The organism is Pseudomonas sp. FW305-20 (assembly GCF_058788075.1).
Genome location: NZ_JBYTAJ010000028.1, coordinates 48,574 through 75,197, shown reverse-complemented (window position 1 = coordinate 75,197; position 26,624 = coordinate 48,574). Strand labels below are relative to the sequence as shown.

The following is a 26,624-nucleotide window of genomic DNA, read 5'->3' as shown; positions in this document are numbered from 1 at the left end:
CGGTCTGTACTGCGTCAACAGTCAGAATCGAGCCTTGTCCCTCCTCCTCCCTTCAAGTCCTACCATACAAGCGAGCCGGCTCGCGAAAGCGGTGTTACAGCCAACATTAGCGCCAACTGACACTCCCTATTCACAGTGGATTCAGGTTGTTACAGAAGGTTGGGTTCAGCCACCGGATCAATCTGCGCCCAATGCGAGGGGTCTTCGCGGTGGGCCTGCAAATACGGCAATACCGCCGCCAGTAACGGCGCCTTGAACGCGTCCTGGAATCGATGCGCCAGCCCCGGAATCAGCTTCAACTGACTGCCGCGGATATGCGCCGCCAAGTGCACGCCGTGCATGACCGGCAGCAACGGATCAGCAGTGCCGTGAACCACCAGCGTCGGTACGCGCAGTTGATTGAGCAGCGCCACACGACTGCGTTCGGCGAGGATCGCCATGATCTGGCGCTTCACGCCCTCGGGGTTGAACGCCCGGTCATAGGATTGCGCAGCCTGATGCAGCAATGCCTGCCGATCATCGCTCACCGTCGGGCTGCCCAGCGCCGCCAGCAAATCGGCCTGTTGCTCCAGCGCCACTTCGCGATTGGGCGCCTCACGACGCGACAACAATTGCACCAACGCCGCACTCGGCGCCGGCAAGCCTTCGGCCCCGGAACTGGTCATGATCAGGGTCAGGCTCTCGACCCGTTGCGGCGCCATCGCAGCCATGTGCTGGGCGATCATCCCGCCCATGCTCGCGCCCAGCACGTGGAACTGCTCGACGTGCAACGCATCCATCAAGCCAAAAGCATCATCCGCCATATCGGTCAGGGTGTACGGCGCCGACACCGGCAAACCGAGTTTGTAGCGCAGCACTTCGAAGGTCAGGTTGGCGTCAGCGGGGACTTGCCGCCAGGTCGAGAGCCCGACATCGCGATTGTCATAGCGAATCACCCGAAAACCCTGCTGACACAGCGCGACCACCACCTCATCCGGCCAGTGAATCAACTGCCCTCCCAGGCCCATCACCAACAACAACGCAGGGTCCGAGGCACGGCCGATGCTCTGGTACGCCAGGCTCACGTGTGCCAGAACGACCTGTTCGGTCGGAACATTGATATCGCAACGAGATGCCGCCAAGGACGGCAGGCCGAACAACAGCGCGGCCAGGAAAACCGCTGTGGAAAAAAATCGTGCACGCATGAAAAACACCGAAACGCAGAACTCCAGTAGAGCGCGAGTCTGATGAAGTTTGTTCAAGCGCGCTGCCACAGTTACGTGACAGTTTGATGAAGTTCGCTGAACGGTCAATGCGATAACTATGTACCACCACCGCCCGAGCCCCTTCGCATTCAATGCCTGCCAACCGTCCACTTTGAAAGCCAGGCAAACCATGCTCGAACAACATCACGACACTGACCCAAGCACCCTCAGCGATTTTGGCCTCGCACTCGCCACCGTCCCGGCGATGCAGAATGAACATTTATTCCTCCAGGCCTCGCAGCGCTGGCGAGACAGCCAGCAGCAAATGCTCAAGCTCATGGCGACCTCACCCAGCGTTCACAGCCTGTTGACGCAAACGCTCAAGCAGCAACTGGATCTGGATGGCGAGCGGGTCGGCCTGTTTTTTCCGGCCACCGCCGAGCGCTCTTCGCGCCGTTGCAGCCTGACAGAAGCCTGCGCCTTCCTGCTGCAACAACCGGATCTGGACCTGCGGCTTATCCCCACCTGTCGGGTGACGGGGATCGATCGCAGCCATCGACACTTCGCCACCTCTGCCGGCGAGCTGCTCAAACAACTCAAGGCATTGGGCCTGAAGCAACGCCTGACCGATGGCTGGAACACGTACTGGAACGGACGGGCCAACGGCTCGCCATTATCCAGACGGCACCTGGCCGCCCGGTTGTACCGCACACACGTTGACGCGGCAGGCCAACTGGCCCTCGCCGAGGGTGCGTTAAGTGCCGAGCAGTTAAAGCCGCTGCTGGCGATCCTCGATCCTGTCGACGGAAAATCCGAAGTGGCAGGCCAGCGAGTCATCGCCGAACAGTTGGCCCTGCAACGCGCTGACAATCGTTTCGCCAAACTTCCTGGTGTGCTGGGCATCAGTCTTTACGGGGGACAATCCACCGAGCAGTTGCTGTATTTGCCCACCCACCGGCCTGCACTGTTGCACTTCAGTCAGCGCAGCGAGCTGGACAGTTGGCTGATCAGGCATCAACACGAAATCCCCTGGAGTGTCACGACTGACGGTCACAGCGTCGTCGACTACAACAACCCGAGTGCCCCGCTGGAGGTCGGTGCAGCCCAATTGCTGGAGCGTTTGCATGCCATTCAACTGGAAAGCGCATGCACCGGCCTGGGCGACGACATTGCCGAACAGGCGGCCTATGCACTGCTCGCTGTCAATCAAGTCGACGCGCAACGCCGCGCAAAAGGAGGCTTTAGCGAAGCGCCGGACCTCCCCGCACCGGTACACGAGCAGGACGATCAGGCGCTCGCCCCCTCCTTCCCGCTCGGTAATCCCGGGCACGAATTTTCTTTGTTCGTGCGCAAGGCCGCATTCAGGCAGCAATACAGCGCCATCGAAAACATGCTGGAAAAACACGATCAGGAGACGTTCGACAATCCACAGGTGACAGCGCTCAAGGCCCTGTTTGCATCCCTGGACGAGGCCGAGCAGGCCGCCATGACCGCGGCATCCGCCCTGCTGGAACGCGAGCGCGTTTTCGATACGTCGACGATCAACACTCAATACACCGCACTCTATCAGGCGAGACTCAAGGCCCTTCAAGCCGAGGCCAACATCCAACTCAAGCTGGAGCAGATCGATACCGCCGAACACAAGCTGCTTGAAGCCGTGTTGAAAACGCCTGCCAGCGCCGATCGCTCCGATCAGAGCGCCGCTGCCTTCGTGACCTTATCGGTCAGCGAAACCGGCGACATTAAAACCGTTTCGCAGCGTCAGGAGCTGGAGGGGCTGCTGGTTTTCGCCGACACCGCGACGCTGCAAGACCCGTCCTCAACGCAAAGCCTGTTGCTCTACTGCACCGGTGCTGGCGGAGGTTTGCAACGGTTCGCCAATCGCCGGGAAATGGAGCGTTCCCTGTTTAAACTGCATGCCGCCGACGAGCACGCGGCGTTGCAACTGACCCCGATCGTCACCGATCCTTTCGAGTACAGCTTGCGTCAACAAGTCGCGACTTTCGAACGCCGCGCAGCCGAGATCCGCCAGCAATACCCCATCGGTACCCAACCCGCACAACACGCGAACGCACTGGGACAGTTACGCGAGCAAACGCTTACCGCCCTGCAGGTGCCCAGCCACCAGAACCGCGACCTCGCTTTCGCACAAATCGTCGAGCAAAACCTGAGCGCACGATTGACCCGCCAGTTCCCCCAATGGCTCACCCAGGCATCACCGGATGAACGCTTGCAACTCAATGCATTGATTGAACGCTATGTGCCAGCCTTGCAACGCGCCCACGCGTTGCACGAACTCACATTGCCGCTGGTCAGTGACTTCGCCGCCAAACGCATCGATGCCCGGCTGCGCAAGGATTTCTCACTCCAGCACAGCTTCGCCGTGCAATTGGACCTGCCTGATGCAGTGACATCCGAACAACACTTCACCGTGGCTCCAGGCGCACCGGGAACGCCGACCAAAACCGTATGGGTCGCCAGCCAAAGCCGCAGCAAACTGTCGATCCATGAACTGGCGCTGCTGAACATCGACGACAGCATCAAGCAGCGCTTGAGCTTCATGCGTGTCGAAGTCACCGCCAGCTCCGATACCGAGCGCAATGCGCTGGTCAAAGGCATCACCCTGTCGTACCTGTGCGCTCTCGTGCCGGAACTCGATCTGGCGCAGCACTACGAAGCGCTGATACGCACCACCTACAGCGGGCCGGCGACGGCATCGGCCTTCGAACGTGAGTATCACCACGAATGCCTGCTCGAACCCTACCGCTTGCAACTCACCATTCAGGGACGCTTTGCCCTCCTGCGAGGTGCAATCAACGCCACCGAGTGGCAAATCCTCAACGTCGCGATTGAGGCTGCGACGGCGCAGGACTGGTCCGCCAATGGCCAGCAGATCGTACTGCTGCCCGCCTTCTTGAGCGCGGGTGGCAAAGATACGGACTACAAGTCAACCACCCTTTCGGGCATTACCTTCATTGAGGAGAAAACCAGCGGTGTTACGCTGCTGTACCTGCCCGACACCCCGGACGGCGTGTTCCTGCGCCGATACGACAGTCTGGAGCAAGCCCGAAAGGCGTTGTTCGATCTGTGCCTTGGCAGTGAAATGGCCAACTATCTGGCAGAGCGTGCCCTTGATGGCCAAAAGGCGAATCACCTGGCCCGCATCACGCAAGCCTTGCTGAAAAACTTCGATGGGATCATCGGCGTCGGGCGCCCGTGGCCCAAAAGCACTTCATTGCCAGCCCATCTATTGCATGCCGAGATGGGCCGCCTGATCCTCGCTCATCGCAACACCTCACGCTCCAACAGCGAACTCTTTCTGGAGCAATACGCAGTCAAGGGCGAGAAGGTGTTCACCTACTTGAAAATGGCCATTGGCGTCTTGCCCATCATCGGTACCGGTGTCGGCCTCTATGATGCCTGGAACAGCGCCAATCAAGCCGTCGCGGCCTTTCGCAAAGGCAATCACGTGCAAGGCATGGCTGAAATAACCATGGTGCTGCAGGCGTTGATCGATGCAGGCATGGACTTTCTTTCGGGTTTCAGCTTGCGGCTCAGCGCGATCCGCACACGAACGTTTCATCGCCAGTTGAGCAGGATGTTCAGAGGCACTGACGCTTCGTCCACACCGCTGATATCGGCACGTGAGGCCCGGCATATTGCAGCCCGATTCGCTGGTTATCACTACGAAAAACCAGTTTCCCTGGCGGGCCTTCAACCCGGTACGGACGGCGTTTATCGCAATGTCTATCGACACGCCGACGGTGACTTCATTGTCAGGTACGGAATCATCTACAAGGTGGAATTGCATGACGGGGCCTGGCGGCTGAGCGGGACTGAGCTCAAAAGCTATAAACAACCCGTAGCCCTCGATGCCAGCGGGCAATGGAACACTCACTTCGCCGTTTACGGGACTGCCTTCAATGGCGGCCTGGCGGGAGGGGGTGGGGTACAAAGTTACCTGGCCAACAGGCTTGATCCGATCTGGCCGACGGTCATCCGCGAGCGACTGCCGCGTTGGTGGGTCGATCGGGTTTTTCGGCGCCAACAAGCACTGACAGCCAGCACCGATGCCAGGATCGAGCAACTCAGCACCCTGAGCACGCGCACAAATGAGACGCTGAAGCGCTACCAAAGTAGCCCACCTCAAACCCACATGGAACAAATCAAGCACCTGGAAGCCGCTTGCCTGAAAGAAATAGAACTGGCCAAAACCGCTTACCTGGAACTCGAAGAACTGTTGCCGTTGAGCCATGGCAACAAGCGGGCAGGTATTAACGACATAAAAAGCCGAATGGCCTGGGTGATAGTGGACCGCTCACTGCACCGGTTGAGGTTTGGCGCCCGGCGCATCGCTCAGCACCTGGAGGAACTCGACGATTTTGCAAACCAGTCGGATATTGTGCCCAGCACAGACTTCAAGCCCCTATTGAGCCTTCTGCAACAGCGCAAAAATGCACGGGTAGGGATGGTCAAGGCGCTCGAATTGATCGACGCGACCAGCGCACAGATTGATGAATGGAGCAAACGCATCACCAATGACGCTCAACGAAGAGTCGTAGCGACAGAAAAAAACAAAATGGTAGCCGCATTGCTGCCGGAGAACCGGCAGTACCTGAAAACGGGTCAATACTTGCAAGTCGTCAGTCGGTTTGATGCGGTTAATGATGTCTCCTGGTTTTATCTGCAAACCCAGATGGCTGACGCACGGGCCAGGATCGATCGGGTCCTGGCTACCCAACACTGTCTTCACCAAGTGAACGCCCGCCCCGCGGAACGCACCAGGATTCTTGAAGAGTGTCTGGCGGCCTACGATCAATTTCGCAAGGAGCTGACCGCATGGACGGCCAGCTATCCTCAACATTTCGATCTCACCTATGTCCCGCTGCTCCTGGACGGCATAGAAAAAACCGCCGAACGAGCTCGCCAGGCCATCAGGCAAACATCTGTGCCACGGCCGACCGGGCCTATCGTGAAAAAGATCTTTGAAACCGAACAAGGTCAATTGTTGATCGGTGACGTGATCAGCGGCCAGGATCGATTCACACTCAAGGGCATCGATGGCTATACCGAAAACTGGTTGCCAGGGTTACACGGCAAATACCGTCTGCAGGAGAATCCCCTGCGGGTCAGCCAACAGCATGCCCCCACGGATGTCAGGCCTTTGTTGGCGGAGGCAAAGAGTCGCCTGAACACCCAGGCGGCGTACCAGGACAAGGTCGAAGCCTACGCCAGGCAAAAAATGCTGCCCGTCGACCTTGAACACATGATGCTGACTGAAGCCACCGAGCTTCGCCTGCGCGCCAGCCAGATCGAACGCCTCGACCCCCAGGCCCCTCTCATCGGGCAACTGCGCGAAAAGGCTGCCGAACTGACGCGCAAAGGACAAGACTTACGCATCCGGCACTCCCTCATCAGCCAGACGCCCACAGAAGGGTATCTGGACTATCTGCTCAAACAGGGTGCGGTGCAGATTCGCAAGAACGGTGAATTGACGGAGCTCGCACGCCTGAAGGACGGGCGCAGGGACTTCCTGCAGGAATACGAAGTGCTCGACCTGACGCAAACTCCGACACAGCCCCTGTGGTATGCCCATTTTCACTACAACAAGCCCCAACCGCGCTTCGACGAGTTCGTCAGAGCTCATCTCAAAACAGCGCAACAACGCCATCTCGGCCTGCAATGGCAACAAAAGCAGGCGCAAACCGGTGCGCCGGTCGACTCTATCTGGCGTGGTGAAATCGGCAGGCCGTTAGCCTTGCAGCACGTCCAGAACCTCTGACACCACCAGCGCCGGGGGGCGGCAATGCTCCTGCGGCGTATGGGCGAAGCTTGCCACCCGTCTGAAAAGTGCCTTGACCTGTCACATTTGACAGTAGCCGGTTTCAACGCCGGAACCTTAAATAAGAGCCCATCCGCTGTGATCTGGCGGCATCAGTTCGCTCTGACTTGAGGACACATCATGAATATTGACGAACAACTGGTGGAAAATAGCCCCGCCCGGTTTGCCGCCTCGACCGTGAGCGAAAGCAGGATTGATATACCCGGCGCCCTCACGGCGATCGAAGACGCGGATGTGGGCATCAACCGAACGTTGGCCCGAGGCAACATCAACGGTATGGCGATCGTTATTCCCCCCACACAAATCTTCGTCGGTGACCGGGTGGAAGTGTTCATTCGCCACCCGACCTCGCCCGCCCTGCCGATCATCTGGTTCACCGTGCCAAGTGACTATAACGGCGAGCCGCTCTTGCGAAGAGTCCAGGTCAAGGACATTCCCGAGGGCTTCAGTACCTGGTTCTACCGGGTCAATAGCGTGGAGTCGGGGCATCTTGAGGTGTTCGTCAAAACCGAACTGCCCGGGGGAATCGACCCACAACCGGAATACCCGGGCCACAGGTTATTGCGGCCCCCCGTCATTACGCCGTCGATCATCGACGGCACACAGGACGTCATTGTCACCGTGCAGCCCTGGCAGGGCATGCGCCCCAACGATACCGTGGCGATTCAGTATGTCGGCTGGCGCATCGCACACAAGGTTCTGAAGTCCGAGATCGGTCAACCGGTCGAGCTCACGATTTCCCAGGAAATGATCGCGGCCGACGGCAGTGGCCAGGCCTTGCTTCAGTACTGGGTAACTGACGAGGTGGGCAACATGGCCTCTGACCACTCGATCGGGTTGATGGTCTATATCCAGGACGCCAATCACGCACAACGCCTGCCCGCCCCGGTGGTGTCCGAAACCGATCAGGACAACGCCATCTACATGACTGCGCTAGGGGCCAAGTCCGTCATCGTGACGGTCGCGACCCCGGCCTCGGTCTTTGCCCCAACGGATGTGGTGGAACTCGACTGGCGAGGCGAACCCCGCACAGGCCTGCCCCAGCTGTTCACCGACTCTCGAACGGTTGCCTCCCAGACAGCGCTGACCTTCGAGGTGTCCAACGCCGTGGTCCAGCGCCTGGCCGGTGGTTTTGCCAACGTGGCGTACACGCAAGTCACCGCCAGCGGCGAACGCCGACGCTCGAAGTACGTCCAGGTCTTCATTGTCGGCAACACCCGCAGGATCGATTGACTCCCATTACCCACCTGTTCAGAGGTAATCCGCCATGAGCGTTTTCAACACACCCGAGCCCCCTGTCAAAGCACGGCAAATTGACCTGCTTCCACCGCTGCCAAAACCCGGCGATATCAGAGTCAATAGCGTTCCTGTGCTCGTGATAACCAGCTTGATCAGCCTGCTGGCGGATGATGAGGCCGAATACGGTATCAATAGACGCGCGTTCCAGGAAGAAATAAACCAGCTAAAAGGGCTGATAACGGCGATCGACCCGTGGAGCAGCATGTCGGCAGGTGATCACTGGATAGTTGAAGCGATCTACTCGTCTGGGATCCCGATCACACTTGCGAATGGCACTGTCAGTGATACACAGGTGAATCTACGGATACTCCAGGTCATCTCACAGAATGATTTGCCCGACGGCGTGTGCGATCTGGTGGTCGGCGTACGCAGGATCAGCAATGTCGGGGGCGACTACGAACGCTCACCGGCACTGAAAGTACTGATCAAAACCACCCTGCCCGGCGGACCGGACCCGGATCCGACGGAGGCTTTCCATCAGGGACTGGCGCCTATCGAGGTGGAGCGGGACATCCTCGATAACGGCGTCACCAAGGACTATCTGGACGACAACAACGGGGTGCCCATCACCATCGCGCCCTACGAGAACATGCGCAAGAACTCCACCATTTTTGTCCTGTGGGGAGATAAAAAGATCGAGCTGCCCCTGGTCACTACCAGCCAGGTTGGCAAGCCCATAAAGTTCACGATCCCTAAAAACCTCCTGACGAATCTGCCCCCCGTAAATCCTTTGCGGCTCACTTATCACCTTAAGGATGTGGTGGACAATCACAGCGCTGCCGATGCGCCTCCGATCTTCTTCCTGTTCGACCCTACGCTCGTGCTACTCGAACCCCCCGTTATCGACAAGGCGGATGGCGAACAACAGCTCGACCTTGATGCACTGCTGGGGGAGGACGTCGAAACACATATCTTCTCCTCCAAAGTCAGTTTTGTACCTGGGGACGTGGTGGATCTGAGCTGGCGCGGCGTCAGCGCTGGTGGCCGTCAGGTGCCCGTGGATATGCAATGGAAACCCGAAGCGTCGAGCCGTTCGCACACGTTCATGATTCCCTATGACCGGGTCCACCTGATCGCTCGGGGTTTCGTAAAAGTTGACTATAGACTGACCCAAGCCGCCAAACCCACCACCCCGCGCTACTCACGCACGACCTACGCCAAGATGATCGGCATGCCCCTGAAGCTGGCTGCACCTGTGGTGCCTGAAGCCAAAGGGGGGTCTGTCGCGGTAGACACCGACCCGGCCCACGTGATCGTGAAAAGCCAGCCAGGCGCCATCATTCTCAACGATGTCGTTTACATTTACTGGTACGTCATAACGGCGGCAGGAATAGAGGATTTCTACGCGGCGTCCAGCCCCGTCAGCGCGGATATGGTGGACAAGGACATCGAGTTCACCGTCCCCAAAGACCATATTGAAAAATGGGAAGGGGCCAAGGTACTGGTCGAGTACACCGTCCGCCGCAAAGACACTGAAGACGTGGGTTCCGAAACCCTGGTGCTGGAAATCGGCGACATCACGGCCCAATTGCTGCGACCGGAAGTCATCGATGCGAAAGACGATGTGTTGATCCCGGAAAATGTACCCAACGGTGCAGCGGTCACCATCGAGCCTTATCCCGGCATGCGTGCCCTGCACATCGTCAGGCTCGACTTCATTGGGGCCAACCAGCAGGACTCCTGGTCGTCACCGCCGATAGAGGTGCAGCCTGAAATGGTGGGCAAAGACATTACGCGAACCGTGCCCTTCGAGAAACTGCTGGCCAATCGAAACAACACCGTCGAGCTGGTCTATACCGTCACCAACCCCTTTACCAAAACCCAACGGGTTTCGGAACGGCGGCGATTGAACATCGGCTCACCGATTCCGAACCCGGACATCACGATAGTCAAGGACGGCAATGGCAGCGATATCCCCCGCAACAGCCAGACATTTGCCACCCGGGCAACGCTGACGGGCACTGCTGGAGTGAGTGTCCCCGTAGAACTGCGCAACCATGGCGTGATCGTGGCCACACCAACCTCCACCGCAGGGAAAACCTGGTCACACACCCTCACCACCCTGGCGCCGGGCTCGTACAGTTTCACCGTGCAGAACCCCGGCACAAACCGGCCCTCCGCCATCTGGGCCTTTGTTGTGCAGGAAGCGCAGACGCCCATCATCGACTCGGTGAAGGCTGGCAGCTCGACGATCCCGAACGGTGGTGCGACTTACTACCAGAGCAATATCAGCATCAGCGGCTCGGCCTCACCAGGACATCAGATCGAAATCTACGATGGCGCCACCCTGCTGGGATCGGTCCCGACCACCAATACCGGAAGCTGGACCCTCCTAGCGCGCAACTTCTCGTTCGGCGGTCATTCCATTACCGCACGGACCACCGATGGCAGTAATAAAACCTCACTCGCCTACACCTTCACTGTGCAACAGGGGCTATCGACCGATATCACCAATTTCCACTATGGCCAATTCAATGGCTGGACCACGGGCGATGCCATTCGGCACCGGGACCTGACCTTTCATTTCAATCATGGGCAATACGTACTCAATAACTACACCTATACCAACTGGTCCAACGGAGTCTTGCTATACAAGACGTTCTACAACTTGCAACCCAATGTGTACTACTACTTCACTATTCGGATAGCACGTTTCTATCCTCAATACGCGCCACCACACATTAGGCTTCGCACCGACCAGTCAGCGGGTCAGGACTGGCACATTCACACTGCAAACATGTCTAACTTGACGATCGGTTTCAGCTCAACCACTCCACAGTTGACGTTGTACATCGATAGCCTTGAGGTCAGCGGTGTGGGTAACGATTGGGATATGGCGTGGATTCAGGTGAGTAAAGCTTAAACGTAATAACCCCGCCGACCTTGCAGTCGGCGGGTCTAACCATTGCAGCGATGAAAGGCTTGAGCGCACCGCCTTCACGGAACTACGTTCATCAGTTTCGCCTGCCTTAAGCCAGCTGACTCCTCAACTGCCGCGCCGCCGCCACCATGTTCACCAACGCCGCCTCAGTCTCCGGCCAAGCCCGGGTCTTCAGCCCGCAATCGGGGTTCACCCACAACCGCTCAGCCGGAATGCGCTTCACGGCTTTGCTCATCAACTTCACCATTTCCGCCGTGTCCGGCACCCGTGGCGAGTGGATGTCATACACGCCCGGCCCGATGTCATTCGGGTAGTCGAACGCTTCGAAAGCCTCCAGCAATTCCATGTCCGAGCGCGAGGTTTCGATGGTGATCACATCGGCGTCCATCGCCGCGATTGACTGGATCACGTCGTTGAATTCGCTGTAGCACATGTGGGTGTGGATCTGGGTTTCGTCCCGCACACCGGAGGCGCTCAAGCGGAACGCTTCTACCGCCCAGTCGAGGTATTCCTGCCATTGCGCACGGCGCAGCGGCAAGCCTTCACGGAAGGCGGCTTCGTCGATCTGCACGATCTTGATACCGGCAGCTTCCAGGTCCACCACTTCGTCACGCAGGGCCAGCGCCAGTTGCTGCGCCTGGATTTTGCGCGAGACGTCTTCACGCGGGAACGACCACATCAGCATGGTCACGGGACCGGTGAGCATGCCTTTCATGACCTTGTCGGTCAGGCTTTGCGCATAGGTGATCCAGTCGACCGTCATGGCGTTCGGCCGACTCAGGTCACCATAGATGATCGCCGGTTTCACACAGCGCGAACCGTAGCTTTGCACCCAGCCGAAACGGGTGAACAGGTAGCCGTCCAGTTGCTCGGCGAAGTACTCGACCATGTCGTTGCGTTCAGCTTCACCGTGCACCAGCACGTCCAGCCCCAGGCGTTCCTGGACTTGCACGGCATGACGGATTTCGCTGTGCATGGCGTCGGTGTAATCGTTGGCCGACAGCTTGCCTTGCTTGAACGCCTGGCGTGCCAGACGAATCGAACCGGTTTGCGGGAAGGAACCGATGGTGGTGGTCGGGAAGGCCGGCAGTTTCAATCGCGCACGTTGCTGCTCGATGCGTTTGGCGAACGGCGAATGGCGTTGGCTGTCCTTGTCACTGATGGCGTTTATCCGTGCCTGTACTTCGGCTTTATGGATACGCGGCGATTCGGCGCGACTGGCTTGAATGGCACGGCTTTCGGCGAGTGCTGCTTGTACCTTGGGTGACTGCGGGTCGTTGAGGGCATCGCGCAGCACGGCGATTTCACCGCACTTTTGTACGGCGAAGGCCAGCCAGCTTTTCAGTTCAGGGTCGAGTTTGTCTTCGCGATCCAGATCCACCGGGCTGTGCAGCAACGAGCAGGAACTGCTGACCCACAGGTTGTCGCCAAAACGTTCCTGGGCCGGCTGCAACTGAGCGAGCACTTGCTCCAGTTCGCAGCGCCAGACGTTGCGACCGTTGACCAAGCCCACCGAGAGAATCTTGTAGGTCGGCAGACGATCCAGCACCTGGCCGAGCTGATCCGGGGCGCGCACGGCATCGATGTGCAAGCCTTGCACCGGCAGGCTGACCGCCAGGCCGAGGTTATCTTCCAGACCGCTGAAGTAGGTGGCCACCAGTTTTTTCAGCGGCGAGTATTGAAGGATGTGATAGGCGCGTTCGAAGGCGTTTTTCCAGGCCTGTGGCAGGTCAAGGGTCAGGATCGGTTCGTCGATCTGCACCCATTCCACGCCCTGAGCGGCGAGGCGGCCGAGGATTTCGCCGTAGATCGGCAGCAGGCGTTCCAACAGGTCGAGTTTGTCGAAGTCATTGCCTTTGGCTTTGCCCAGCCACAGGTAAGTCAGTGGACCGATGATCACCGGTTTGACGCTATGGCCGAGGGCCTTCGCCTCGTCGACTTCGTCGAACAGCTGTTCCCAGCTCAGTTTGAATTGTTGATCAACGCTGAACTCCGGGACCAGGTAGTGGTAGTTGGTGTCGAACCACTTGGTCAGTTCCTGGGCGTATTGCGCTTTGCTGTGTTCGCCGCCGCAGCAGGCCGTCGTGGCGCCACGGGCCATGGCGAACAGGGTGTCGAGGGTCGGCAGGCCGCGCGAGTCCTTGGCGCTGTCGAAACGCTCGGGGATCACACCGAAGGTCAAGGAATGGGTCAGGACCTGGTCGTACCAGGCGAAGTCGCCCACGGGCAGCAGGTCGATGCCGGCGTCTTTCTGCAATTGCCAATGGGTGGCGCGCAATTGACGGCCGACGCTTTTCAGCGCGTCCTGATCCAGATCGCCCTTCCAGTAGGATTCGAGGGCTTTTTTCAGTTCGCGGTCAGCGCCGATGCGCGGGAAACCCAGTGTGTGTGCCAAGGCCATGTGAAATTGCTCCCTCTAAAAGTTGCTGTAAAACATGGCGCTATTGTCGACAGCTAACCCAACATGAGACAAACTCAACCTTTTCGTGTTGATCACAAGTTTTCCTCATGGAGCCCCCGGTGCTTGAAATCCGTCACCTGAAGACCCTGCACGCCTTGCGCGAAGCCGACAGCCTGGTGGATGCGGCCGACCGCTTGCACCTGACGCAGTCCGCCCTGTCCCATCAGTTCAAGGAACTTGAGGAACGGCTGGGGATGCCGTTGTTCGTGCGCAAGACCAAACCGGTGCGCTTCACCAGCGCCGGTTTGCGCCTGCTGCAACTGGCCGACGCCACCCTGCCGTTGCTGCGCGGCGCCGAGCGCGATATCGCGCGGCTGGCCGGTGGCACTGCCGGGCGTTTGCACATGGCGATCGAGTGCCACAGTTGCTTTCAGTGGCTGATGCCGACCATCGACCAGTTCCGCGATGCCTGGCCGGAAGTCGAACTGGACCTTGCCTCAGGATTTTCCTTTGCCCCGCTGCCTGCGCTGGCCCGTGGCGATCTGGATCTGGTGGTGACCTCCGACCCGCTGGAACTGGCCGGGATCACTTACGTGCCGTTGTTCACCTATGAAGCGATGCTCGCGGTCGCCAATCAGCACCGCTTGGCGAACAAGGCCTACATCGTCCCGGAAGATTTGCTCACCGAAACGCTGATTACCTACCCGGTGGAGCGTGATCGGCTGGACATCTTCACCCGTTTCCTCGAACCGGCCGACATCGAACCGGCGCAGGTCCGCACGTCGGAACTGACGGTGATGATGATGCAATTGGTGGCCAGCGGTCGCGGTGTGTGCGGCATGCCCCATTGGGCGCTGCATGAATACAGCTCACGGGGTTATGTGAAGGCCAAGCGGCTGGGCGAGAAAGGTTTGTTTGCGACGCTGTACGCCGGGATTCGCGCCGACATGCTGGATGCGCCGTACATGCGCGACTTCCTGCTGACGGCCAAGGACACGTCGTTCTCGACACTGGACGGCGTCAGCGCCGTTAAATAGCACACCCTCCCCTACCGATCGTTCCCACGCTCCGCGTGGGAATGCAGCCCGGGACGCTCCGCGTCCCTTCAAGGGCCGAACGCAGAGCGTCCGTTGAGGCATTCCCACGCGGAGCGTGGGAATGATCATGTTTGTGATCCCCAGATTCAGAGTTCACGCCACATGTGGATTTTGTCGAAGTAGTCTTCGCCAACGCGCACCGCCAGCGGTTCCAGGCCAAACTGGATGAAACCGCAACGCTGGTACAACTTGAACGCGGCGTCATTACCTGCGGTGACGGTCAGCTGGATCAGCCTCAGAGCTTTATGCTCCTGCGCTTCAGCCAGGGCAGCCTGCACCAGCTGATATCCGACCCCGCGCTGCCGGACCTTGCCCGACACGTACATGCCGAACAATGTCGACTTGTGCCGGGCCTTTTCCCGGGGTTCGAAAGCCAGGCCGACGATGCCCGCGAGCTCACCGCCTTCGAACGCGCCGAACACCACGTCCAGCTTGCTGGTAAGGCGTGATTCCCACCAACTCAATGGCATCACAGCACGTTCGCGCACGCTGGAGGTAAACGCCTGGGGATGCAGGTCATAGGCTTCGAGCATCAGCGCCCGATAATCCAGAGCATGACTGGCATCAAGCCGTTCAATCCACATGTTCAAGCCATCCGTCGTTGTTCCAGCATCAGTCGCACCGCCAGCGCCGACAGCACGAACCCCATGAAATAGCGCTGCACCGCCAGCCAGGACGGGTTGTTGACGAACCAGGAGGCGATGCCCGCAGCGAACAGAGCGATCAGCAGATTGACGCTGAAACTGACGCCGATCTGAGTCAGCCCCAGCGTGATGCTTTGCGTGAACACCGAGCCATGCTCAGGCGTAATGAACTGCGGAAACACCGACAAGTAAAACACGGCGATCTTCGGGTTCAGGGCACTGGTCAGAAAGCCCATGGTGATCAGTTTGCGCGACGAGTCCGGCGGCAACTGCTGCGCTTCGAACGGTGAACGCGCCCCCGGTTTGACGGCTTGCCAGGCCAACCACATCAGGTACAGCGCACCGGCCCACTTCAGCATTTCGTAGGCCATCGGCACCGCCAGAAACACCGCGGTCAAACCGGCAGCCGCCGCGAACAGGTGCACGAAAAACCCCGCGACCACACCCAGCAACGACGTCACACCGGCCTTGCGCCCCTGGCAAATCGAACGGGAGATCAGGTAGATCATGTTTGGCCCCGGCGTCAGCACCATCAGCAACGCGGCAGCGGCGAAAATCAGCAAGTCTTGAAGCGGGATCATGGGCAAGTCCTTTTAGTCCAGAAATGATCAAGCGATCGCGGTTAACGAGGCTCGATAAAACGGCAGGATCAGGTCCCGTGTCAATGGCGCCAGCGTGAGATTGCCGTCAGTGGCCGGGTCGATCCAGCGCACCTCTTCGATCTCGGCCGCCGGCGATACGTCCGAGTCGATGGTCAGCTGAAAGAGTTCGGCCTGGACGGTAAAACCCGGCTCATTGGCGGCCGGTGCCGAGAATTGCCCGAGATAAGTGGCGTGCGCCGGATCGATGACCAACCCCAATTCTTCTTCCAGTTCACGGGCCAGCGCGTGCACCGGTTGCTCATGGGCTTCGATCTTGCCCCCCGGCTGCATGAACGCTTCGGTGCCGCGCTTGCGGACCAACAGCGTTCGACCGTGCGGGCCGATCAACAGGGCAGCGGCGATGCGGATGAGATGGGGCGAAGCAGTGGCTGAAAGGGTCATGGATCAGGATCGTCCTTGGCAAAAGGCGCAAGGATCACATGGCTCCGCTGCCTCGTCACGCCGAAAAAACAGCTTCAAAGCAACACTGGCCCCTGTGGGAGCAGGCTCGCTCCCACAGGTTTTTTTGTAACGTCTGGAAAAACTAACCCACCTCGAGAATCGCGCCGTTCACTTCTTCCGGCACCTTCACAAAAATGCTGTATTTCGCGCCTTCCATCGCTTCGAAGGCGATCAACTTCTCCACCAATGGCCCATTCAACACCTTGCCGGCATTGAGCAGCAGCATGCCGTTGTCGGCATTGAGGTTGCGCGCCAGGATCATGCCCGCCGCCACTTCCCGTGTGGTCAGCACCTTGACCGACGGATCGGCCAACGAGACATCGCTCAGGTACGCGGCACAGACCTGGATGAAATCCTCCACCAGCTCGGGATCGTAGAGTCGCCCGGCATAGCTGCGGATGTAGACCAGCGCCTCATCGCTGTTCATCTGCCGCTCGAGAATCAGCCCGCGCTGCAACTCGATGAAATCCACCGCCAGTTTCAACAGCCGCGAACCGAACGGAATCGCCTCGCCCTTGAGCCGGTCGGGGAAGCCGCTGCCGTCCCAGCGCTCCTGATGATGAAGAATCAGGCGGGCGGCGTCCTTCATCGGGTCGAGCGTCATCAACAGCGATTCACTCTGCTTGGGATAACCGCGATAGCGTTCCCGATCGCTGTGATGCAGCAGGTCCGCGGGCGCGGTCATCATGCTGTCGGTCCAGCTCAGCTTGCCAATGTTGTAGAGCGCCGCGGCCATGGTCAGGTCGCGACCGGTACCCTCGTCCAGGCCATGAAGTTTGCAATACACCCGCACCAGTTCGATGATCTGGCGGTTGGTCTGTTTGGCCGGCGGCAGGCGCAGGTTGGCCAGCAGCGAGAACACCTCGGTGCCGGTGACATAGCTGTGCTTGAGTTCTTCGTAGGCCAGGTCGAGCATGTCGGCGGTCTGCTGGAGTTCGGCAGTGCGGGCGGCGACGTGTTTTTCCAGGGTGGTATTGAGCGACTTCAACTGGTCGTTCTGCACCCGGGTCAACTGCTCCAGGCGCTGGCGTTCGCGCTCGGAATGTTGATGAGCCAGGGCCTGGCGCAAGGTCAGGAGCATTTCCTCGTCGTTCCAGGGTTTGCTGATGTAGCGGTGAATCTTCCCTTCGTTGATCGCCTTGATGATCGTCGGCATGTCCGCGTAGCCGGTGAGCAGAATCCGGGTAGTCGCCGGGTATAGCTGATGGATGCGGGCCAACAGCGTGGCGCCATCCATATTGGGCATGCGGGCGTCCGTCATCACCAGCTCAATGGAATGTTGCTCCATGATCTCCAGCGCCTGGGCACCGCTGGTGGCCATCAGCAACTCGTAGGGCTGGCCGCGTAACAGGCGACGCAGGCTGTTGAGAATTGACTCCTCGTCATCGACCAGCAGCACCTTGGGTTTATCGTTCAGTGTCGTGGGGAGTTGCTCTTCCATGGCGTTACCTCAAGTGAAACGGGCAGATCGTTGTGGCAGGCCCCGAGGCAAACATCCCCTATTGCCGGAGCCTGACCTACAGGCTAGATGATTTTCCGCCCGCCAACCGAAATGATTCGGCTCATTGAGTTGCGCGAAATGCAGGACAGGCGACTATGCTCAGCTGACTCGGATCCATAATCTGTGCGTTCGGCCAGGTGATCAGGGAAAGGAAGCCCCGTATGAGAAAACCGCATCAAGCTGCCGCCGGTACTGGCGTATGTCGATAAATACGCTGCTGGCGCGGACCAATCGACGAATTCTTATCGTCGACGACACAGCCTCGATTCATGCGGACTACACCAAGATCCTCAGCCCGCCATCGATCGATGACGACAGCCTGATCAGCGCTGAAAATGCCCTGTTCGGCACTCCTGCGGCGCAATCGCTGCAAAGCTTCGTGCTCGACTCGGCGTTTCAGGGTCTCGAAGCCCTGAACAAGGTCGAGACGGCACTGGCCAACGACATGCCTTACGCGATGGCCTTCATCGACATGCGCATGCCGCCGGGCTGGGACGGGCTGCAAACCATCGAACGGTTGTGGCAGGTCGATCCCAAGCTGCAAGTGGCGCTTTGCACCGCTTATTCCGACTATTCCTGGGAAGACATCGACGACCGCCTGGAACTGGGCGATCGCCTGCTGATTCTGAAAAAACCCTTCGATGCCATCGAAATTCGCCAGATGGCCAGCGCATTGACGGCCAAGTGGCAAATGACCGAAGACGCAGAGCTGAAGATGTCGCTGCTCGAACAGGCGGTCGAAGAGCGCACCCGAGAGCTGTCCGACGCCAACATCATCGTGCAGAACAGCCCGACCATTCTGTATCGGTTGCGCGGCGAGCCGTCGTTTCCGTTGATGTATATCTCGCACAACATCACCAAATACGGTCATGTCGCGGCGCAACTGGTCGCTTCGGCCAACTGGGCCCAGGAACTCATCCATACCGATGATCAAAGCAAGGTCGACACTGCCATGGCCCGGGTTCTGGACCGGCATGCGGCAGGCGCTTCCATCGAGTTCCGGATGCGCACTGGCGAAGGAGCCTGGCGCTGGGTCGAAAACCGCTACATCCCGGTGCGCGACGATGAAGGCCGGTTGCTGGAAGTCGAAGGCATCATCATCGACATCACCGAACGTAAACTGGCCGAAGAGAAAATCGCCCTGTTGGCCCGTACCGACGGGCTGACCGGGCTGGCCAACCGTGCGACGCTGATCGAGCGCTTGCACCAGGCATTCGCCTCGGCGCGTCGGGGGGCGGCTCCGTTCGCCATGTTTTACCTGGACCTGGATCACTTCAAACGCATCAACGATACCCTCGGTCACCCGGTGGGCGATCTGTTGTTGCAAGAGGTTGCGCGCCGGATCAAGGACTGTGTGCGCGAAAACGATGTGGTCGCCCGCCTCGGCGGTGACGAGTTCGCGATCTTGCAGCTGGACGTCAGCGACCCGACCCAATCCGCGGCCCTGGCCGCCAAGATCCGCGACACGCTGGTACTGCCCTATTCCCTGGACGGCAATGATGTGCGGGTTTCGGTCAGTATCGGCATCAGCAGTTACACCCCGGCAAGCACCAGCGCCGACGGTCTGCTGACCCAGGCCGACATGGCGCTGTATCGCTCCAAGGAAAAGGGTCGCAACCAGTACCACTTCCACTCCGAGGAGATCAATCAGGAAGTGGTCGAACGCATGACCATCGCCAGCGACCTGAGAACGGCCATCGAACACGACGAACTCGAACTGCATTACTGGCCGGAAGTGGACCTGAGCAGCGGCAAGATCCTCGGCATGGAAGCGCAGGTCAGCTGGAACCACCCGGAGCGCGGTTTGCTGGAAGCCCCGGCGTTCCTGCCCGCGGCGGAAAAGACCGGCACCATCGTCGCGCTCGGTCACTGGGTCCTGGATCATGCCTGCCAGCAAATGCGTCAATGGCGCGATGAGGGCATGGCGCCGCCGGTGATTGCGATCAAGCTGTCCCTGGCCCAACTCAAGAGTGGTCCCGAACTGATCTATGACGTGTTGCGCACCACTGCACGCTGGGAACTCTGCCCCTGGGACCTGCGCTTCGATGTCACGGAAGCGACGCTGGCCCAGACCAAATGGACGCACAACGATGTGCTGCCGCGCCTGCGTGAACTGGGGGTGAAGATCGCCATCGACGACTTCGGCACCGAGTACTCCTCGTTCGACTACCTCAAGACCTATCAGGTCAATCACCTGAAACTCGCCCAGGCCTTCATCGACACCGCGGCCCGCGATCCGGCCAGTGCGAACACTTTGCGCGCCATCATCAACTTCGCCCGTGATGTCGGGATCGGCATCATTGCCGAGGGCGTCGAAACCCAGGAGCAGCGCAGCTCGCTGATGGCCACCGGTTCACCGATGAACGCCCAGGGTTACTTCTTCAGCAAAGCGGTCAGCAGCCAGCAGGCCGCCGAGCTGCTGAAGGCCGGCAGCATCGTGCCCCCCAGCCATGACATCGGGCCGATTCTGGACAACATGCCACGCCTCACGGAGGACAAAGGATGAAATCGCCTTTCGTGCGGACCAACCGGCGCATCCTGGTCATCGACGACACGCCCTCGATTCATGAAGACTTTCGCAAGATTCTTGGGCCTGAGGCCGATGACGAAAAGACCCTGGCCGGCACTGAAGAAGCCCTCTTCGGCACCGTGCAGCTGGATCGGCTGACGTTCCAGCTCGACTCGGCCTATCAAGGCCAGGAAGCCCTCGAACTGGTCACGCGCGCACGGGCCGAAGGTCGCCCCTATGCCATGGCGTTCACCGACATGCGCATGCCACCGGGCTGGGACGGCCTGGAAACCATCGAACAACTGTGGAAGGCCGACCCTCACCTGCAAATCGCGTTGTGCACCGCTTTTTCCGATTACACCTGGGAAGACATGGCCGAACGACTGGAATTCGGCGACCAGTTGCTGGTGCTGAAAAAACCCTTCGACAGCCTGGAAATCCGTCAGATGGCCAGTGCCCTGACCTGGAAATGGCAGATGGCACAGGACGCGGCGATGAAGGTCCTGAGCCTGGAGCAAACCATCGAGGCGCGGGTCCACGAACTGCTCAAGGTGTCGCACCTGTTGCAGTACGACGTACTGACCGAGCTGCCCAACAGCACGTTGCTCGGTGACCGGTTGAACCAGTCCCTGGCCCTGTCCCGGCGCCATGACAAACAACTGGCCGTGATGTTTCTGGGCCTCGATCGCTTCAAGCGCATCAACAATGCCCTGGGTCATCCGGTCGGTGACGAAATGCTTAAACAGGTCGGGCGCAATCTGGTGGCGACGGTGCGCGAGTCCGACTCGGTGTTCCGCTACGGTTCCGATGAATTCGTGGTGATCCTCGCCGACGTCCGCCATCCCCAGCAGACCAAAGGCATCGCCGAAAAACTCTTGAACGCCATCCGCGTGCCGCAGCACATTGCCGGCCACGACCTGAGCGTTACCGCCAGCCTGGGCATCAGCATTTACCCGGACGACGGCTTCGATGCCATCGCGCTGATCAAGAAAGCCGAAACTGCGATGCGCAACGTCAAGGAAAGCGGCCCCAACGATTTCAGTTTTTTCATCGACGAGATGAACCAGCGCGCCCGGGATCAGCAAAGCATCGAGAGCGGCATTCGCCTGGCGCTGGAGCGCAACGAATTTGTCCTGCATTACCAGCCCAAACTGGACCTGGGCAGTGGCCAGGTGGTCGGGGCCGAGGCGCTGATTCGCTGGCAAAAACCGGGGCACGGCCTGGTCTACCCCTCGGAGTTCATCAGTGTGGCCGAAGACAGCGGCTTGATCGTGCCGTTGAGCAAATGGGTGCTGGCCGAGGCGTGTCGCCAAAGCTGCGCCTGGCAGGCCGCGGGGCTGCCGAAGATCTGCATGTCGGTGAACATGTCGGCCATCGACTTCCGTCAGCGGGACTTTATCGACGGCATCGAACAGACACTCAAACAAACAGGCCTGGATCCGGCCTTGCTTGAGCTGGAAATCACCGAAGGCGTGTTGATGCAGAACGTCGAATCCACGGTGAACGCCCTGACCCGGCTCAAGGAGATGGGTGTGCGGCTGGCCATCGATGACTTCGGTACCGGTTATTCCAGCCTGAGCTACTTGCGGCGTTTTCCCATCGATGTGCTGAAAATCGACCAGTCGTTCATTCGCGGTTTAAGCAACGACAGCAGCGACGCCGCGCTGGTCAGCGCCATCATCAGCCTGGGCCGGAGCCTCAAGCTGACCATCATTGCCGAAGGGGTGGAAACCCTCGAACAACTGGACTTCCTCAAGGCCCATCGATGCGAAGAAGGCCAGGGTTTCTATTTCAGCAAAGCCGTCGAACCCGATGCCTTCGTCCGGTATCTGGGGTCGGTGAAGCCCTCTTCGCCCGCAGCCACGTGAACGATGCGCCACGACACACAGGCCCAAGCCAAGGAATCATCAGATGTCGCCTTTCTTTCACCGTCTGCTATTGGCGCCGTTGTTCGGGCTCTGCCTGAGCGCTGGCGCCGCGCCGCTGGATGAACCGCTCAAACCACTGCCGGCGGTGCCCCAGCAAAATCCGCTGCGGGTCGAACTTGGTCGCCAGTTGTTCAACGAGACACGTTTGTCAGTGAACAATTCCTTGTCCTGCGCCAGTTGTCATCGACTGGAAAACGGCGGTGCCGACAACAAGGCATTTTCCATCGGGTTCAACGGCGTTCCAGTGACGGTCAACACCCCCAGCGTGTTCAACTCCAGCCTGAATTTCCGGCAATTCTGGAACGGCCGCGCCGACACACTGGAAACCCAAATCCACGAAGTGGTGCAGAGCCCCAGCGAAATGGGCAGCAACTGGGTACACGTGGTGAAAATGCTGTCCGCTGACCCGGCTTACAAGACCTCGTTCAGTAACGCCTACCCCGACGGCGTGACCATGAACAATGCGCAAAATGCCCTGGCCGCCTACGAACGCACGCTGATCAGTGCCAACTCGCGTTTCGACCAATACCTGATGGGCGATACCGACATTCTCACCCGAGAGGAAAAGTACGGTTACCAACGCTTCAAGGAGTACGGCTGCATCGCCTGCCACCAAGGGGTGAACATCGGCGGCAACATGTACCAGAAGTTCGGGGTCATGGGCGATTACTTCCAGAGACGCGGCAACCCCACCGAGTCTGACCTGGGCCGTTATCTGGTCACCAAGGATGACGAAGACCGCAATGTGTTCAAGGTGCCGAGCTTGCGCAATGTCGCCGTGACCGCGCCGTACTTTCATGACGGCTCGGCCAAAACCCTCGAAGAGGCGGTGGACGTGATGTTCAAGTTCCAGCTCGGCCGTGACCCCTCTGACGACGACAAGACCCTGATCATCAAATTCCTCAAGACCTTGACCGGCGAATGGGGAGGCAAGCCCTTATGAACATTTCCCGTCGTCGCAACCTGATGCTGCTTGGTTTGGTAGCCGTGCTGCTGGCCTCGATGTTGCTGTTCCTGTACCTCAAATCCAATTCGAGCCAGACGACGACCTACGCCGAATCCCGGGACCTGATCGGCCGGATCAAACAACTGAACGCGCAGTGGGAGACCGAGATCCTCAAGGCCAGGATTGCCATCAGTCACAACTACGATCCGCTGGTCACACCGCCTACCCAGATGTCGGCGCTATGGGAACGGTTCGACACCATGGAAACCAGCCACGGCCGTAAAGAATCACCTATCTGGCGTGAAAGCCATGCTGCCTACCTCGCCGCCATTCAGGAAAAAACCCGTCTGGTGGAACGGTTCAAATCTCACAATGCGGTGCTGCGCAACTCGCTGGCATTTCTGCCGACCGCAGAAGACGACATTCAAGGGCAACTGGGTCAGGTGGTGGATGGCGACCAACTGCAACTGCAGAACATCGCCACCGACACCTATGACTTGCTGCTCAGCAGCCTGGAGTTCGCTCAGGTCACCTCCGACGACAAGGCCGCCGACATCTTGCTCGGGCTGAACAAACTGGGGGTCAACAAACAGAGGTTGCCGGAGCAGTTCCACAGCCCGATCGATATCTTGAGCAACCACATCGCGCTGATCCTGCGCGAACAACCGGTGGTCAATCGGTTACTGGAGAACATCGAAGCCGTTCCCGTGGCCCAACGCCTGGACGACATTACCAACCTGCTGAACACGGACCAGCAGCAGACCGATGCAATCGACCAGCGCTATCACTTCTACATGTTGTTGTTTTCGGTGCTGCTGGTGTTGCTGCTGGTGTACCTGGCGATTCACCTGATGCGCAGTTTCACGGTGATCAATCGCGTCAACAAAGCCCTGCAAACCGCCAATGACGACCTGGAACTGCGGGTTGAAGAACGCACCCGCGAACTCAAGGATACCCAGAGCGAACTGCTCGACACCGCACGTCAGGCCGGCATGGCCGAGATTGCCACGAACGTGCTGCACAACGTCGGCAACGTGCTCAACAGCGTGAACATTTCGGCCGACCTGGTGAGCCGCAAACTGCGCGCCAGCAAAACCCAGGGCCTGGGCAAGGCCATGCAACTGATCAACGACCATCAAGGGGACCTCGGTACCTTTCTGACCGAAGACGCAAAAGGCAAGTTGCTACCGGGTTACCTGAACCAACTGGTGGAGGCGATAGCCCTGGAACAACAAGGCATGAGCGACGAACTGGCCCAGCTGACCAAAAGCGTGGACCACATCAAGGACATCGTTGCCACCCAGCAGTCCTACGCGGGCGCCAACAGCCTGATGGAACCGCTGTACATCAGCGAATTGCTGGAGGACGCCCTGCGCATGAACTCCGGCGCCCTGACCCGACACCACGTCACGGTGGTCAAGGAATACGGCGATGTGCCACAGGTCATGGGGGACAAACACCGATTGCTGCTGATCCTGATCAACCTGATCAGCAACGCCAAATACGCCATGTCCGATCTCACCAATCGCCCGCGGCAAATGACCCTGGGGGTCAAAATCGTCGAAGACACGACCCTGCAAGTCAGCGTCAAGGACGACGGCGAAGGCATTGCCGAGGAAAACATGACACGCATCTTTGCCCACGGGTTTACGACCCGCAAGGAAGGCCACGGCTTTGGCCTGCACAGCTGCGCCCTGGCCGCTATCGAAATGAATGGCCACCTCACCGCCCATAGCGACGGACCGGGCAAGGGCGCGCTGTTCACGTTGCAGATCCCGCTGAAAACCGTACCGGAGGAAGCATGAGCGAGCTTTCGAACCGACGCATTCTACTGATCGATGACACCCCGTCGATTCACGTGGACTTCCGCAAGATTCTCACCCCCATGCCGGAGCAGACCGCCGAACTGGACGAGATGGAAGCCGCACTGTTTGGCAACGAAGTGAAATCAACCCGTGCACTGTTCGAGCTGGACTCGGCCTATGGCGGCCAGGAAGGCCTGGGCAAACTGAACGAAGCCTTGCAGCAAAACCACCCCTACGCCCTGGCATTCGTCGATATGCGCATGCCCGAGGGCTGGGACGGTGCACAAACCATCGAACATTTGTGGCAGGCCGACCCGCGCCTGCAAGTGGTGGTGTGCACCGCCTATTCCGACTATTCCTGGGATGAACTGCTGGACCGCTTGAAAGCGCATGACCGGCTGCTGATTCTGAAAAAACCGTTCGACAACATTGAAGTCCAGCAGATGGCCAATACCTTGCTGACCAAATGGGACATGACCGAACGAGCCAGCGTACAGATGGACCATCTGGGTCAGATGGTCGAGCGCCGAACCCGCCAGCTCACCGACGCCAGCGTCGAATTGCAGCGGGAAATCGACGAGCGCAAACAGCTGGAAACCCAATTGGTGCAATCGGAAAAACTCGCTTCACTGGGGCAACTCGCGGCCGGTGTCGCCCATGAAATCAACAACCCCATCGGCTTCATTTCCTCCAACCTCGGTACCCTGGACGGCTACTTCAAACAGCTGCAGGAAATGCTCGACGCCTATCGGGATGCGGAAGAAGCGATCGGCTCCAGCGAGCTCGTCGAGCGTTTGCACCAACTGCGTGAACGGGTCGAGCTGGAGTTCCTGCGCGAGGACATTCCGCTGCTGATCAAGGAATCCAAGGATGGCATCAACCGGGTCGGGCAGATCGTCAAGGACCTGAAGGACTTCTCCCGGGTGGACTCCAGTCAGGAATGGCAGTGGGCCAACCTGCAACAGGGCATCGAATCGACCTTGAACATTGTCGCCAACGAACTCAAGTACAAGGCCGATGTAATCAAGGAATATCAGGACCTGCCCGACATCGAATGCCTGCCTTCGCAAATCAATCAGGTGATCATGAACCTGATCGTCAACGCCTCTCAGGCCATCGGCCCGGAGCGCGGCACGATTACCTTGCGCACCGGGCTTGAAGCGCAGACGGTGTGGATCGAAGTCGCGGACACCGGCGCCGGCATTGCGCCGCAGTGCCTGCAAAAAATCTTCGACCCGTTCTTCACCACCAAACCGGTGGGCCAGGGGACGGGGCTGGGATTGTCCCTGTCCTATGGCATCGTGAAAAAACATCGCGGGGAAATTACGGTGCGCAGTGAGGTGGGCGTGGGCACAACCTTCAGGGTTCAGTTGCCCGTGCACCAGACAAAACCAGCCGCCTGAACACAATTCAAACTGTGGGAGCGAGCCTGCTCGCGAAGGGGCCATGTCAGTCAACATCGATAGTGACTGACACACCGCCTT

The 26,624-nt window shown here is 59.1% G+C and carries 15 protein-coding genes; 9 read left to right on the top strand and 6 right to left on the bottom strand.

Features of this window, described 5'->3' with window-relative positions; genetic code table 11:
• Positions 1-149 precede the first annotated feature (149 nt).
• A complete protein-coding gene (locus AC3WP4_RS21625) occupies positions 150-1,184 on the bottom strand; it encodes an alpha/beta fold hydrolase (protein WP_102616019.1) in 1,035 nt (344 codons plus the stop codon).
• Positions 1,185-1,374: 190 nt separating this feature from the next.
• Between AC3WP4_RS21625 and AC3WP4_RS21620 the strand changes: the two genes are divergently transcribed.
• The 3 genes from AC3WP4_RS21620 (at position 1,375) to AC3WP4_RS21610 (ending at position 11,188) form a co-directional block, all read left to right on the top strand.
• A complete protein-coding gene (locus tag AC3WP4_RS21620; protein WP_146011617.1) occupies positions 1,375-6,966 on the top strand; it encodes a dermonecrotic toxin domain-containing protein in 5,592 nt (1,863 codons plus the stop codon).
• Positions 6,967-7,146: 180 nt separating this feature from the next.
• A complete protein-coding gene (locus AC3WP4_RS21615; RefSeq protein ID WP_102616021.1) occupies positions 7,147-8,259 on the top strand; it encodes a hypothetical protein in 1,113 nt (370 codons plus the stop codon).
• A gap of 34 nt (positions 8,260-8,293) precedes the next feature.
• Positions 8,294-11,188: an Ig-like domain repeat protein gene (locus AC3WP4_RS21610; RefSeq protein WP_102616022.1), complete on the top strand. Its 2,895-nt coding sequence runs from the start codon at positions 8,294-8,296 to the stop codon at positions 11,186-11,188.
• A gap of 106 nt (positions 11,189-11,294) precedes the next feature.
• Here AC3WP4_RS21610 and metE read toward each other — a convergent pair whose 3' ends face one another.
• Positions 11,295-13,607 carry a 5-methyltetrahydropteroyltriglutamate--homocysteine S-methyltransferase gene (gene metE, locus AC3WP4_RS21605; protein WP_102616023.1) on the bottom strand — a complete coding sequence of 771 codons (2,313 nt, stop codon included), beginning with the start codon at positions 13,605-13,607 and terminating at the stop codon, positions 11,295-11,297.
• Between the two features lie 119 nt (positions 13,608-13,726).
• Here metE and metR point away from each other — a divergent pair, with 119 nt between their 5' ends.
• On the top strand, positions 13,727-14,644 hold the full coding sequence (gene metR, locus AC3WP4_RS21600) for a transcriptional regulator MetR (RefSeq protein WP_074874012.1): 918 nt from the start codon (positions 13,727-13,729) through the stop codon (positions 14,642-14,644).
• Positions 14,645-14,790: 146 nt separating this feature from the next.
• Here metR and AC3WP4_RS21595 read toward each other — a convergent pair whose 3' ends face one another.
• The 4 genes from AC3WP4_RS21595 to nosR form a co-directional block, all read right to left on the bottom strand.
• Positions 14,791-15,288, bottom strand: coding sequence for a GNAT family N-acetyltransferase (locus tag AC3WP4_RS21595; RefSeq protein ID WP_074874011.1), 498 nt, complete (start codon positions 15,286-15,288; stop codon positions 14,791-14,793).
• Positions 15,289-15,290: 2 nt separating this feature from the next.
• Positions 15,291-15,929 carry a LysE family translocator gene (locus AC3WP4_RS21590; protein ID WP_102616024.1) on the bottom strand — a complete coding sequence of 213 codons (639 nt, stop codon included), beginning with the start codon at positions 15,927-15,929 and terminating at the stop codon, positions 15,291-15,293.
• Between the two features lie 27 nt (positions 15,930-15,956).
• Positions 15,957-16,391 (bottom strand): NUDIX hydrolase, encoded by a 435-nt coding sequence (locus tag AC3WP4_RS21585; RefSeq protein WP_074874009.1) that lies wholly within the window; start codon positions 16,389-16,391, stop codon positions 15,957-15,959.
• A 142-nt stretch (positions 16,392-16,533) separates the two neighbouring features.
• Positions 16,534-17,892: a response regulator c-di-GMP phosphodiesterase, NosR family gene (gene nosR, locus AC3WP4_RS21580; protein WP_102616025.1), complete on the bottom strand. Its 1,359-nt coding sequence runs from the start codon at positions 17,890-17,892 to the stop codon at positions 16,534-16,536.
• 259 nt (positions 17,893-18,151) lie between these two features.
• Here nosR and AC3WP4_RS21575 point away from each other — a divergent pair, with 259 nt between their 5' ends.
• From AC3WP4_RS21575 to AC3WP4_RS21555, 5 genes are read left to right on the top strand one after another with little or no spacing between them, the layout of a single operon-like run.
• On the top strand, positions 18,152-20,458 hold the full coding sequence (locus tag AC3WP4_RS21575) for a GGDEF/EAL domain-containing response regulator (protein WP_102616026.1): 2,307 nt from the start codon (positions 18,152-18,154) through the stop codon (positions 20,456-20,458).
• Complete coding sequence (locus tag AC3WP4_RS21570) at positions 20,455-22,329, top strand: putative bifunctional diguanylate cyclase/phosphodiesterase (RefSeq protein ID WP_102616027.1); 1,875 nt, start codon at positions 20,455-20,457, stop codon at positions 22,327-22,329. Before AC3WP4_RS21575 ends, AC3WP4_RS21570 begins: the two co-directional genes overlap by 4 nt.
• A gap of 43 nt (positions 22,330-22,372) precedes the next feature.
• Positions 22,373-23,332 carry a cytochrome-c peroxidase gene (locus AC3WP4_RS21565; RefSeq protein ID WP_076028487.1) on the top strand — a complete coding sequence of 320 codons (960 nt, stop codon included), beginning with the start codon at positions 22,373-22,375 and terminating at the stop codon, positions 23,330-23,332.
• Positions 23,329-25,140, top strand: a complete 1,812-nt coding sequence (locus tag AC3WP4_RS21560) for a DAHL domain-containing protein (protein WP_102616028.1) — start codon at positions 23,329-23,331, stop codon at positions 25,138-25,140. The genes AC3WP4_RS21565 and AC3WP4_RS21560 overlap by 4 nt, the downstream gene beginning before the upstream one ends.
• Positions 25,137-26,543 carry an ATP-binding protein gene (locus AC3WP4_RS21555; RefSeq protein WP_102616029.1) on the top strand — a complete coding sequence of 469 codons (1,407 nt, stop codon included), beginning with the start codon at positions 25,137-25,139 and terminating at the stop codon, positions 26,541-26,543. The genes AC3WP4_RS21560 and AC3WP4_RS21555 overlap by 4 nt, the downstream gene beginning before the upstream one ends.
• Positions 26,544-26,624: the final 81 nt, after the last annotated feature.

What these genes read in the sequence shown, in the direction of transcription:
- AC3WP4_RS21625 (WP_102616019.1), bottom strand. Translation starts at nt 1,184, where the DNA reads ATGCGTGCACGATTTTTTTCCACAGCGGTTTTCCTGGCCGCGCTGTTG.
- AC3WP4_RS21620 (WP_146011617.1), top strand. Translation starts at nt 1,375, where the DNA reads ATGCTCGAACAACATCACGACACTGACCCAAGCACCCTCAGCGATTTT.
- AC3WP4_RS21615 (WP_102616021.1), top strand. Translation starts at nt 7,147, where the DNA reads ATGAATATTGACGAACAACTGGTGGAAAATAGCCCCGCCCGGTTTGCC.
- AC3WP4_RS21610 (WP_102616022.1), top strand. Translation starts at nt 8,294, where the DNA reads ATGAGCGTTTTCAACACACCCGAGCCCCCTGTCAAAGCACGGCAAATT.
- metE (WP_102616023.1), bottom strand. Translation starts at nt 13,607, where the DNA reads ATGGCCTTGGCACACACACTGGGTTTCCCGCGCATCGGCGCTGACCGC.
- AC3WP4_RS21595 (WP_074874011.1), bottom strand. Translation starts at nt 15,288, where the DNA reads ATGTGGATTGAACGGCTTGATGCCAGTCATGCTCTGGATTATCGGGCG.
- AC3WP4_RS21590 (WP_102616024.1), bottom strand. Translation starts at nt 15,929, where the DNA reads ATGATCCCGCTTCAAGACTTGCTGATTTTCGCCGCTGCCGCGTTGCTG.
- AC3WP4_RS21585 (WP_074874009.1), bottom strand. Translation starts at nt 16,391, where the DNA reads ATGACCCTTTCAGCCACTGCTTCGCCCCATCTCATCCGCATCGCCGCT.
- nosR (WP_102616025.1), bottom strand. Translation starts at nt 17,892, where the DNA reads ATGGAAGAGCAACTCCCCACGACACTGAACGATAAACCCAAGGTGCTG.
- AC3WP4_RS21575 (WP_102616026.1), top strand. Translation starts at nt 18,152, where the DNA reads ATGTCGATAAATACGCTGCTGGCGCGGACCAATCGACGAATTCTTATC.
- AC3WP4_RS21570 (WP_102616027.1), top strand. Translation starts at nt 20,455, where the DNA reads ATGAAATCGCCTTTCGTGCGGACCAACCGGCGCATCCTGGTCATCGAC.
- AC3WP4_RS21565 (WP_076028487.1), top strand. Translation starts at nt 22,373, where the DNA reads ATGTCGCCTTTCTTTCACCGTCTGCTATTGGCGCCGTTGTTCGGGCTC.
- AC3WP4_RS21560 (WP_102616028.1), top strand. Translation starts at nt 23,329, where the DNA reads ATGAACATTTCCCGTCGTCGCAACCTGATGCTGCTTGGTTTGGTAGCC.
- AC3WP4_RS21555 (WP_102616029.1), top strand. Translation starts at nt 25,137, where the DNA reads ATGAGCGAGCTTTCGAACCGACGCATTCTACTGATCGATGACACCCCG.